Source organism: Pseudaminobacter sp. Soil_N_29 (genome assembly GCF_057656055.1).
Genome location: NZ_JBDGLC010000011.1, coordinates 161,779 through 172,360 on the forward strand (window position 1 = coordinate 161,779; position 10,582 = coordinate 172,360).

Annotated in this window: 11 protein-coding genes; 7 read left to right on the forward strand and 4 right to left on the reverse strand. The window is 62.9% G+C overall.

The window, feature by feature from the left end:
• Positions 1 to 73: 73 nt before the first annotated feature.
• The 6 genes from AC3A4H_RS21985 to AC3A4H_RS22010 all read left to right on the forward strand — a co-directional run bounded on the left by AC3A4H_RS21985 (position 74) and on the right by AC3A4H_RS22010 (position 5,835).
• Complete coding sequence (locus tag AC3A4H_RS21985) at positions 74 to 1,252, forward strand: iron-containing alcohol dehydrogenase (RefSeq protein WP_487768615.1); 1,179 nt, start codon at positions 74 to 76, stop codon at positions 1,250 to 1,252.
• Positions 1,253 to 1,442: 190 nt separating this feature from the next.
• Entirely contained in the window at positions 1,443 to 2,549 is a 1,107-nt protein-coding gene (locus AC3A4H_RS21990) for an ABC transporter substrate-binding protein (RefSeq protein WP_487768616.1), read from the forward strand.
• A 126-nt stretch (positions 2,550 to 2,675) separates the two neighbouring features.
• Positions 2,676 to 3,521, forward strand: a complete 846-nt coding sequence (locus AC3A4H_RS21995; RefSeq protein ID WP_487768632.1) for an ABC transporter permease — start codon at positions 2,676 to 2,678, stop codon at positions 3,519 to 3,521.
• Entirely contained in the window at positions 3,518 to 4,309 is a 792-nt protein-coding gene (locus AC3A4H_RS22000) for an ABC transporter permease (RefSeq protein WP_348780631.1), read from the forward strand. Before AC3A4H_RS21995 ends, AC3A4H_RS22000 begins: the two co-directional genes overlap by 4 nt.
• Positions 4,310 to 4,326: 17 nt before the next feature.
• On the forward strand, positions 4,327 to 5,394 hold the full coding sequence (locus AC3A4H_RS22005) for an ABC transporter ATP-binding protein (protein WP_487768617.1): 1,068 nt from the start codon (positions 4,327 to 4,329) through the stop codon (positions 5,392 to 5,394).
• A 135-nt stretch (positions 5,395 to 5,529) separates the two neighbouring features.
• Complete coding sequence (locus AC3A4H_RS22010; RefSeq protein WP_487768618.1) at positions 5,530 to 5,835, forward strand: hypothetical protein; 306 nt, start codon at positions 5,530 to 5,532, stop codon at positions 5,833 to 5,835.
• A 309-nt stretch (positions 5,836 to 6,144) separates the two neighbouring features.
• Here AC3A4H_RS22010 and AC3A4H_RS22015 read toward each other — a convergent pair whose 3' ends face one another.
• The 4 genes from AC3A4H_RS22015 to groES all read right to left on the reverse strand — a co-directional run bounded on the left by AC3A4H_RS22015 (position 6,145) and on the right by groES (position 9,059).
• Positions 6,145 to 6,486 (reverse strand): hypothetical protein, encoded by a 342-nt coding sequence (locus AC3A4H_RS22015; protein WP_487768619.1) that lies wholly within the window; start codon positions 6,484 to 6,486, stop codon positions 6,145 to 6,147.
• Between the two features lie 291 nt (positions 6,487 to 6,777).
• A complete protein-coding gene (locus tag AC3A4H_RS22020; protein ID WP_487768620.1) occupies positions 6,778 to 6,969 on the reverse strand; it encodes a hypothetical protein in 192 nt (63 codons plus the stop codon).
• Positions 6,970 to 7,064: 95 nt separating this feature from the next.
• Positions 7,065 to 8,693 carry a chaperonin GroEL gene (groL, locus tag AC3A4H_RS22025; protein ID WP_487768621.1) on the reverse strand — a complete coding sequence of 543 codons (1,629 nt, stop codon included), beginning with the start codon at positions 8,691 to 8,693 and terminating at the stop codon, positions 7,065 to 7,067.
• 51 nt (positions 8,694 to 8,744) lie between these two features.
• Positions 8,745 to 9,059 carry a co-chaperone GroES gene (gene groES, locus AC3A4H_RS22030; RefSeq protein WP_487768622.1) on the reverse strand — a complete coding sequence of 105 codons (315 nt, stop codon included), beginning with the start codon at positions 9,057 to 9,059 and terminating at the stop codon, positions 8,745 to 8,747.
• Positions 9,060 to 9,829: 770 nt separating this feature from the next.
• Here groES and AC3A4H_RS22035 point away from each other — a divergent pair.
• Positions 9,830 to 10,582 (forward strand): CHASE3 domain-containing protein (locus AC3A4H_RS22035; protein ID WP_487768623.1); only part of this gene is annotated, 753 nt, incomplete at its 3' end.

Consider the following 10,582-nt stretch of genomic DNA (forward strand, 5'->3'; position numbering starts at 1 on the left):
GACACCTCTGTCCCGGGGTGGACCGGCGAAGCCGGGACGGAGTGGGGGTGCTTCTAACTTTCGGAAAGCAAAAATGACCAATCTCGTTTCCAAATGGAATTATCCCACCACCGTCCGTTTCGGCGCCGGCCGCATCTCGGAACTGCCCGACGCGCTGGCCGCGACCGGCATCAAGCGGCCTCTATTCGTGACCGACCCGGGGCTGGCCAAGCTGCCGGTGGTGGCGTCCACGCTGAAGATCCTCGACGACGCCAAGATTCCTTACGGCGTCTTCTCCGACGTGAAGCCCAACCCGGTGGAATCCAACCTCACCGCCGGCATCGTGGTGTTCAAGGAAGGCAAGCATGACGGCGTCATCGCCTTCGGCGGCGGCTCGGCGCTGGACCTCGGCAAGCTGATCGCCTTCCAGGCCGGCCAGACCCGGCCGGTGTGGGATTTTGAGGACATCGGCGACTGGTGGGCGCGTGCGGACGCCGACGCCATCGCCCCGATCATCGCCGTGCCGACGACGGCCGGCACCGGCTCGGAAGTCGGCCGCGCCGGCGTGGTCACGCATGAGGCGACGCACACCAAGAAGGTGATCTTCCATCCCAAGATGCTGCCGGCGATCGTGATCGCCGATCCGGAACTGACTACCGGCATGCCGCCCTTCATCACCGCGGGCACCGGCATGGACGCGCTGGCGCACTGCCTGGAAGCCTATTGCGCGCCGGGCTACCACCCGATGGCCGATGGCATCGCGGTCGAGGGCATCCGGCTGGTGTTCGAGAACCTGCCCAAGGCCTTCGCCGACGGCAAGGACCTGACCGCGCGTGCGCACATGATGAGCGCTGCCGCCATGGGCGCCACGGCCTTCCAGAAGGGGCTGGGCGCTATCCATTCCATGTCGCACCCGATCGGCGCGCTCTACGACACCCACCACGGCATGACCAACGCCGTCTTCATGCCCTATGTGCTGGCCTTCAACCGCGACGCGATCGAGGACCGCATCGTGCGGCTGACCGGCTACCTGGGCATGGAGGGCGGCTTCGACGGCTTCGCAAGCGCAGTGCTGAAGCTGCGCGAGGAACTGAAGGTGCCGCACACCCTTCCGGAACTGATCAAGGGCCTCGACATGGACAAGGCGCGCAAGGACCTGATCGCCGACATGGCGGTGGTGGACCCGACGGCCGGCGGCAACCCGGTGAAGCTCACCAAGGAGGCCGCGCTGATGCTGCTGGACAACGCCATCGAAGGAACTCTCCAGGGTTAGAGGGGGAGGGGGCTGGCAATCGAAAAATCATTAGCCGGAAAAACAAATGGCACGATTGCCAGCCCCGTGGAAAAGTAGTTAGATTTTGGCGCTCGGGGGAGGAGACCGGGTGCAGGTTTCACAAAACTGTCATTGAGCGCAGATAACCGCATCGCAGGCGTCGCAGGGCGTCAGTTCAACGGAGAGAGACATGTTCAAGTTCACGGGGAAAATTCTTTCCCTCACCGCCGCGGCCCTCATGGTGACCACGGCCGTCGGCTCGGCGCAGTCGATGGACGAGTTGGTCAAGGCCGCCAAGGAAGAGGGACAGCTCACCACCATCGCGCTGCCGCATGACTGGTGCGGCTACGGCGAAGTGATCGCCGGCTTCAAGGCGAAGTATCCTGAAATCACCGTCAACGAGCTCAACCCCGACGCCGGTTCGAGCGACGAGGTCGAGGCCATCAAGGCCAACAAGGACAACAAGGGCCCGCAGGCTCCGGACGTCATCGACGTCGGTCTCTCCTACGGTCCGCAGGCCAAGGCCGACGGCCTGATCCAGCCCTACAAGGTCTCGACCTGGGATTCGATCCCCGACAGCGCCAAGGACGCCGACGGCTACTGGTACGGCGACTATTACGGCGTGCTTTCCTTCATGGTGAACAAGGATCTGGTGCAGAACGTGCCGGAAGATTGGGCCGACCTGCTGAAGGACGAATACGCCAACTCGGTCGCTCTCGCGGGCGATCCGCGCGCCTCGAACCAGGCCATCCAGGGCGTTTACGCGGCGGGTCTCGGTGCCGGCGGCACTGACGCCGCTTCGGCTGCCGAGAAGGGTCTCGCCTTCTTCAAGGAACTGAACGCCAAGGGCAACTTCGTGCCGGTCATCGGCAAGCCCGCCACGCTGGCCCAGGGTCAGACGCCGATCCTGATCAACTGGGACTACAACGCGCTTTCCGGCCGCGACAACCTGAACAACAACCCTCCGGTCGAGGTCATCGTTCCGAAGTCGGGCGTTGTTGCCGGCGTCTACGTGCAGGCGATCAGCGCCTACGCGCCGCATCCGAACGCCGCCAAGCTGTGGATGGAATATCTCTATTCCGACGAAGGTCAGCTCGGCTGGCTGAAGGGCTACTGCCACCCGATCCGCTTCAACGACCTTGCCAAGAACGGCAAGATCCCGCAGGAACTGCTTGACAAGCTGCCGCCGGCCGCTGCCTACGAGGCCGCGGTGTTCCCGACGCTTGACGACCAGGCCAAGGCGAAGGAAGCAATCACCAAGAACTGGGATTCGGTGGTCGGCGCCAACGTCCAGTAAGAAACTCAATTCCGGGCGGTCGACAGGCCGCCCGGAACCATTCCGGATTTCGGCCGCATGAGCGAAACCACCTACCCCGATCCAGCTGCTGCCCGGCAGGCCGTGCCGCCGGCGCGTGCGGAAGGCATGCGGCTTCCGTTGCACTGGCTGGGCGTCGCACCCTTTTTCATTTTCGCACTGATGTTCCTGATCCTGCCGACCTTCTATCTGGTCGTCGGTGCCTTCCAGAACGATCAGGGCGAATTCACCCTTGCCAACATGGCTGCGCTGTTCCAGCCCTCGATCCTGGCCGCCTACTGGATTTCGATCCGCATCAGCCTGGCCTCGGCCGTGCTCGGCGCTCTCGCCGGTCTTGCCATTGCCGTGGCCATCGTCCGTGGCGGCCTGCCGAAGTGGGTGCGCTCGACCACGATGACGTTCTCGGGCGTCGCCTCCAATTTTGCCGGCGTGCCGCTGGCTTTCGCCTTTCTCGCCACGCTCGGCCGGCTCGGCCTCGTCACCGTGCTGTTGCGCACCTGGTTCGACATCAACATCTATGCGCTCGGCTTTAATATCCTGTCCTTCGCCGGCCTGACGCTGACCTATCTGTTCTTCCAGATTCCGTTGATGGTCGTCATCATCACGCCGGCCATCGACGGGCTGAAGAAGGAATGGGGCGAGGCCGCCGCGACGCTTGGTGCCACCCAGTTCCAGTACTGGCGTATGGTGGTCATCCCCGTGCTGTGGCCGAGCTTCCTGGGCACCGTCATCCTGCTGTTCGCCAACGCCTTCGGCGCTATCGCGACGGCCTACGCGCTGACCGGCTCCTCGCTCAACATCGTGCCGATCCTGCTCTATGCGCAGATCCGCGGCGACGTGCTGCACAATCCGCATCTGGGCTACGCGCTGGCCTTCGGCATGATCTTCGTCACCGGCCTCGCCAACATCTTCTACATCTGGTTCCGCGTCCGCAGCGAGAGGTGGCTCAAATGAAGGCCGGCCGTTTCTGGGCATGGCTCACCTTCGCTCTCGGGGCCGCCTATTTCTTCATCCCGCTGATCGCGACGCTGGAGTTTTCGCTGCGCATGCGCCGCGGCGAATATTCCTTCGACGCCTATCGGGTGGTGCTTGGCGACGTGCGTTTCCAGGAAACCTTCCTGTACTCGACGGTGATCGCCTGCCTGACGATCGTCATCGGCGTGCTCCTGGTGGTGCCGACGGCCTACTGGATTCGGCTGCGCATGCCGTGGATCAGGCCGGTTGTCGAGTTCATCACGCTTTTGCCGCTGATCATCCCGGCAATCGTTATCGTCTTCGGCTACATCCGCATGTATGGCTCGAACTCGCCCTTGCCGTTCCTGGCGACCACGCGGGGCACCGACTTCCTGCTGATGATCGGCTATGCCACGCTGGCGCTGCCCTACATGTACCGCGCCGTCGATACCGGCCTGCGCACCATCGACGTGCGAACCCTGACGGAAGCCGCGCAGGTGCATGGCGCAGGCTGGACCACGATCATCGCCCGCATCATCCTGCCCAACGTGCTGATCGCGGTGCTCTCAGGCGCCTTCCTGACCTTCGCGATCGTGATCGGCGAGTTCACCATGGCGAGCCTGCTCAACAGGCCGGCCTTCGGTCCCTACCTGCAGAATATCGGCGCCAACCGCGCCTATGAGCCTGCGGCGCTGGCGGTGATCGCCTTCGCCATCACCTGGGGCTGCATGTCGGTGATCCAGGTATTGTCCCGCTTCGCGCCGAAATCGGCCAACAACCCGAATTGAACGAAAGAAACGACGCGATGTCCGAAACATTTCTCAGCATCCAGGGAGTTCGCAAGTCGTTCGGCCAGACCACCGTGGTCAAGGATTTCAACCTCGACGTGGCGCGCGGCGAGTTCGTTTCCTTTCTCGGCCCCTCAGGCTGCGGCAAGACCACCATGCTGCGCACGGTGGCCGGCTTCGAGGAGCCGACCGCCGGCCGTATCATGATCGGCGGCAAGGACGTCACCAAGCTGAAGCCCAACCAGCGCAATATCGGCATGGTGTTCCAGGCTTACGCGCTGTTCCCCAACCTGACGGTGGCGCAGAACATCGCCTTCGGGCTCAAGGTGGCCGGTGCGCCCAAGGCAGAGATCGAGCAGCGGGTGGAGGAGATGCTCGGCATCATCAAGCTGCCCGACTACGGCAGCCGCTATCCCTACCAGCTCTCCGGCGGCCAGCAGCAGCGCGTGGCGCTCGCCCGCGCGCTGGCGCCCAAGCCGAAACTGCTGCTGCTTGACGAGCCTCTGTCGGCGCTCGACGCCAAGGTGCGCATCTCGCTGCGCGAGGAAATCCGCGCGATCCAGAAGAAGCTCGACATCACCACCATCTTCGTGACCCACGACCAGGAAGAGGCGCTGTCGATGTCGGACCGCATCGTGGTCATGCATGACGGCAAGGTGGAGCAGGTCGGCACGCCGTTCGAGATCTACAACCGGCCGGCGACGCGCTTCGTCGCCAACTTCGTCGGCACGCTGAACGTGCTCGACGGAACCGTCATCGACCCCGCCACGGCCACCGTCAGGATCAACGATCGCGATATCTCGCTCGACAAGGGTTCGATCAACGGCGCCAAGGCGGGCGACGTGCTGTCGCTGGCGCTTCGGCCCGAAGCGATCGTTCTGGGCAAGCAGGAAGGGCGCGACACCAGCCTGGGCGGGCACATCGCCGACGTCAGCTTCCTCGGGTCGGTCATCCGCGTGCGTGTGGGGCTGGGCAAAAATGCCGTGTCTCTCGACACGTTCAACAGCCCCGCCAGCCCGCCGCCGGTGGTAGGCGAAAAGGCCGAGATCAGCTTCTCGTCGAGCGACTTGCTGGTTCTTCACTAACCTGCTGGTTCTTTACTAAGCGCAATCACGCCGGCCGGCCCAAAGGCACGGCCGGACATGATCGTAAGTGTGGATCGGTGATCAGTGGCCGCCGCCTCCACCACCGTGGCCGCCACTTCCGCCGGAATGGCCGCCGTGGCCACCGCCACCATAGCCGCCGCCTCCGCCACCACCATAGCCGCCACCGGCGTGGCCACCCATGCCATGGCTGCCATGGCCACCCATCCCGCCGTGGCCGCCCATGCCGTGGCTGCCGTGATGGCCGTGATTGTTTTTACCGTGGTCATGATGGCCATGATTGTGGCGGTTGCGTTCATGGCGGAAGCCAACGACATTGTTGCGAGGATTGAGAAGGTTATTTCCACCGCCCACCAGCGGTCCGTAGTAGCCGGGAGCGGTTATGCCATAAACATTGGAGCCGGTTGTACATCCAGCTACTAGGGCTAGTACACTCAACGATATTGAAGCGAGCAAAGAACGCATAGTCGTAATCTCCGTTCAGAGTATTCCGTGTGCGCTAAGCCTCCGCCAACTTCGCCTAAAGATGTGCCTGGGTTCGCTACTCGACCAGTAAATTTGAAGTCACTTTCCAGAGAGCCAGAGTTGTCTGGAAATTCCCTTCGGGCTTTGCATGGCCCGGAAGATCTCATCACCGCACGCACCGCAGAGATACGGCTGCCCCGGGTGAAAAGATGGCTCGTGGACTGCGGGGAAGGCCCCAGCCAGAAGGGCAGGGGCCGATATTCGAAACTATTCGTTGATTGTGTAGGAGCCGAGTTCGCACAGGTCCTGCGTGTCGGTGGTGGTGTCGAGCTCGGAATCTTCCGAGAACTCGAACTTCATGTCGTATGTGCAGACGGTGCGGCCGTCGGCGATTGTCACCGTGGCGCTTTCACCCGGGTTCAGCACCTCCTGGCCGAGGACATCTTCCTCCCAATCGTTCACGCCCGTGGGCGAGGTGTGGAACTGGGTCAAAACAGAGTTGGTGCCGTTGGTAAGCGTGAAAACAAGATCTTCCGCCTGCGCCACGCACGCGGAAGCCAAGCAGGCCGCGAACGTTGCAGCAGAAATGGTATGCAATCTAAACTTCATGATGCTTTTTCCTGCCCGAAATTGAGCAAGGCTGTGTAACAAGGCAAGGCACGGTTTGAAATAGGCGCGCATCCGCATCAGTCAGCTATTCTTCGGATAGGGGCGACGCGATACCTCTGCACTGCTCCGGCGCGAGTAGTTCAAGCCGCACCGCAGTTGTCTTGTTCAAACAGGAAGCTTCAGCCTAGGTGAGGCGGCCATTCCGATCAGGAAGGGTGGCGCGAGGGTGGCCGCCACCCGTCGCGCCGGAAAGACGAATGGGCCTATGGCCCCATGATCCTGTGAATCGGCCTACACGTTCTTCGCCGCCAGGAACATCAGCGCATAGGCCGCCTTGCGCCTGTCCCATCCGGCTGCTTCTGCTTTGTCGAGCAGTTGCAGAAGCACCGGCTCCAGCACCTGCTTGCATTCGGTCTCATATGCAAATTGGGTCGGCGGGTGGCGCGGCGGCGCGATCCCCGCGAAAGTTTCCGTTTTCGTCATGAAAGCACCTGGAACTGTGCCGCACCGGATGACGGTGCAGCTTTGCAATTCTCGCGCGAGTAGTGCCCGCCCGGAGGCGGGCACAGGATCATGCGTCAGAAGTCCATGCCGCCTCCGGCGGGCATTGCGGGCGCGGCCTCCTTTTTCGGCTTCTCGGCGATCATGGCCTCGGTGGTGACCAGCAGGCCCGCAACGGAGGCGGCGTCCTGCAATGCGGTGCGTACGACCTTTACCGGGTCGATCACGCCCTGCCCGTAGAGGTCGCCGAATTCGTCGGTCTGGGCGTTCCAGCCATAGCCGAACTCGTTCTTCTCGCGCAGCTTGCCGACAATGATGGAGCCTTCGGCCCCGGCATTCTCCGCAATCTGGCGCACCGGCGCCTCGATAGCGCGACGCACGATATCGACACCGTGCTTCTGGTCCGGATTTTCTACGTTCACGCCCTCAAGCGCGCTTGCGGCCCGCAGCAGCGCCACGCCACCGCCCGGCAGCACGCCTTCCTCCACCGCCGCGCGCGTGGCGTGCAGCGCGTCGTCCACACGGTCCTTCTTTTCCTTGACCTCGATCTCGGTCGCGCCGCCCACGCGGATCACGGCGACGCCGCCGGCGAGCTTGGCCAGGCGCTCCTGCAGCTTTTCGCGGTCGTAGTCGGAGGTGGTTTCCTCGATCTGGGCCTTGATCTGCGTGACACGGGCCTGGATTTCGCTCTTGGAGCCGGCGCCATCGATGATGGTGGTGTTTTCCTTCTCGATCACGACCTTCTTGGCGCGGCCGAGCATGTTGAGCGTGACGTTCTCGAGCTTGATGCCCAGATCCTCGCTGATCGCCGTGCCGCCGGTAAGGATGGCGATGTCCTCCAGCATGGCCTTGCGGCGGTCGCCGAAGCCGGGCGCCTTCACCGCCGCGACCTTCAGGCCGCCGCGCAGCTTGTTGACCACCAGCGTGGCAAGCGCCTCGCCCTCGACATCCTCGGCGATGATGAGCAGCGGCTTGCCCGACTGCACCACCGCTTCGAGCACCGGAAGCATGGCCTGCAGGTTGGAAAGCTTCTTCTCATGGATCAGCACATAGGGCTCATCCAGCTCGACGCGCATCTTGTCCTGGTTGGTGATGAAGTAGGGCGAGAGATAGCCACGGTCGAACTGCATGCCCTCGACCACCTCGAGTTCGGTGTCGGCGGTCTTGGCTTCCTCGACGGTGATCACGCCCTCATTGCCGACCTTCTGCATCGCTTCGGCCAGGAAGCGGCCGATCTCGGCATCGCCATTAGCCGAAATGGTGCCGACCTGGGCGATCTCGTCGTTGTTGGTCACCTTGCGGGCATTGGCCTTCAGCTCGGCCACCACGGCCTCGACCGCCTTGTCGATGCCGCGCTTCAGGTCCATCGGGTTCATGCCCGAGGCCACGGCCTTGGCGCCTTCCTTGACGATGGCCTGGGCGAGGACGGTCGCCGTCGTGGTGCCGTCGCCGGCCAGGTCGCTGGTCTTGGAGGCGACCTCGCGCACCATCTGCGCGCCCATGTTCTCGAACTTGTCCTCGAGTTCGATTTCCTTGGCGACGCTCACGCCGTCCTTGGTGATGCGCGGCGCGCCGAAAGACTTGTCGATGACGACGTTGCGGCCCTTGGGGCCAAGCGTCACCTTCACCGCATTGGCCAGGATGTCGACGCCGCGCAGCATCTTCTCGCGGGCTTCGGAATGGAACTTCACTTCCTTGGCAGCCATTGGATCACTCCTTCGATAGGCAGTTTCGTTGACTGGTGGCGCAAGAAGCCGTCAGGCGGCCTTCTTGGCTGTTGAGGCGGATTCGATCACGCCCATCACGTCGCTTTCCTTCATGATGAGAAGGTCCTCGCCATCGAGCTTGATCTCGGTGCCGGACCATTTGCCGAAGAGAATCCGGTCGCCGGCCTTTACGTCGAGCGGCAGGACCTGGCCGCTCTCTGCACGCGCGCCGGAACCGACGGCGATGACCTCGCCCTCCTGCGGCTTTTCCTTGGCTGTGTCGGGAATGATGATGCCGCCGGCAGTCTTCTCTTCGGCCTCGATACGGCGGACCAGGATGCGGTCGTGCAATGGACGGAACTTCATGTCGTTCTCCTCAAGGACAAACAGTTTCGAAAGCTCCTCCGCTCCGATCCGTTAGGCGTCGGAGCGGGGCGCGCGACCCTCTCCGGCATCGCGCGATATCGAGCTAGTTCCGGGGTTTTGACGTTTCAAGAGGATGGCGCAAAAATTTTGGCACTCGCTGCCTTGGTGTGCTAGCGCCATGAAAATACGGGCCTATTGGGCGATACATCGGCGGCGATGCTGGCTTCGCAACTCGCGCCGCGCAACAGCCCTGTGCCCCACGGCTGGGGAAGTTCCCGGCCGCCCGATCGGCCTTAAACTCCAGTTAACCTGTGGATATGTACGCTGCCGTTCGTCCGGTATCGTACACAGGCGATGCGGGGCAGATGAACCGCGTGGCAAACGGCAGCGGTGTGGGGCAGCAAGAAACCTCTCGCGCACGGAACAATGCTGCACGGGCAGGTCGGCCAAAGGGGAGTTTGGCGGCCGCAAAGGGGGAATTCGCATGGCAGTCATCGTCGGATGCGTCCTGGCATCATTCAGAACCATGCGGGCTGATCCTGAAGCAGCGCAAAGCAATTCAATGCAAGGATTGGAAAACCATATTTGCCGAAATCTTCTGAAGAGCGTGCCGTTCCGCGAATCTTCCGGCGCATGTCGCAATTCGTCAACCACCTCGCGCCTAAGCGCTTCAGGGTCTCGGCCTCTGTGCTGAGCGGTCGGCTTCCAGACGGCGCCGGCAGGCAGGAAAGCAATTGAGTTTTGTCACGTCCACGGCAAGGAAATACCCAATGAGTTCCATCGCATTCGACACAGAACTTCCCCGCCGGGCCGGAAAGTCGCGGCGGCGATGGAGCTTCTCGCTGGCCGATCTCAACATCGTCCGCAAGCTGGCGCTGGGTTTTTCGGCGATCTTCATCGTCAGCATCGTCGTGGCGCTGCTCGTGATGCGGTCGCTCGGCACGATTGAAACCGCCAGCAGTGAATATGAATCGGCAAACCGCCTTCTGACCGAGCTCAGCAAGGCCGAGGCGCTTCATCTCGACAGGCTCAACCTCGCGCGTCTTTACGCGTTGTCGCCGAACAACGATGTGCGGACCCGCTACGGCGATGCCACCAAGCTGCTCGAGGAGCATGTCGCCAACGCCAAGGCCGAGGCGGAAGGCAATGAGAGCCTGCTGGCGGCGATAGGGAAATTCCATACGGCCACCCGGAAGTGGCGTCTCGATGTCGGCGATCCGATCGTGAAGCTGGCGGCCGATCCGAACATGCTGCCGCGCGCGCGTGACCTTGCGGCGTCGGAGCACACCATCGACACCGAGACGGCTGCGCGCACCGCGGTTGCGGATGTGCAGACCCAGATCTCCGACTGGCTGCAGGATGTGCGGCGGCTCAAGGATGAAGCCGTCATTTTCGCCGAACGGCTCCAGCTTGGCGGTGCCGGTCTGACGGTCGGGTTCCTGGTTGTGATTGCGTGGTGGCTGTCGCGGCAGATCGCGCGGCCGGTGAGCCAGATGACGGCGGCGATGCGGGCGCTGGCTTCG

Excerpts from the sequence above, each read along its gene's own strand:
- AC3A4H_RS22015 (WP_487768619.1), bottom strand. The coding sequence starts at position 6,486 with ATGAAGTTTAGATTGCATACCATTTCTGCTGCAACGTTCGCGGCCTGC.
- groES (WP_487768622.1), bottom strand. The coding sequence starts at position 9,059 with ATGAAGTTCCGTCCATTGCACGACCGCATCCTGGTCCGCCGTATCGAG.
- AC3A4H_RS21995 (WP_487768632.1), top strand. The coding sequence starts at position 2,676 with ATGCGGCTTCCGTTGCACTGGCTGGGCGTCGCACCCTTTTTCATTTTC.
- AC3A4H_RS22020 (WP_487768620.1), bottom strand. The coding sequence starts at position 6,969 with ATGACGAAAACGGAAACTTTCGCGGGGATCGCGCCGCCGCGCCACCCG.
- AC3A4H_RS21990 (WP_487768616.1), top strand. The coding sequence starts at position 1,443 with ATGTTCAAGTTCACGGGGAAAATTCTTTCCCTCACCGCCGCGGCCCTC.
- AC3A4H_RS22000 (WP_348780631.1), top strand. The coding sequence starts at position 3,518 with ATGAAGGCCGGCCGTTTCTGGGCATGGCTCACCTTCGCTCTCGGGGCC.
- AC3A4H_RS21985 (WP_487768615.1), top strand. The coding sequence starts at position 74 with ATGACCAATCTCGTTTCCAAATGGAATTATCCCACCACCGTCCGTTTC.
- groL (WP_487768621.1), bottom strand. The coding sequence starts at position 8,693 with ATGGCTGCCAAGGAAGTGAAGTTCCATTCCGAAGCCCGCGAGAAGATG.
- AC3A4H_RS22005 (WP_487768617.1), top strand. The coding sequence starts at position 4,327 with ATGTCCGAAACATTTCTCAGCATCCAGGGAGTTCGCAAGTCGTTCGGC.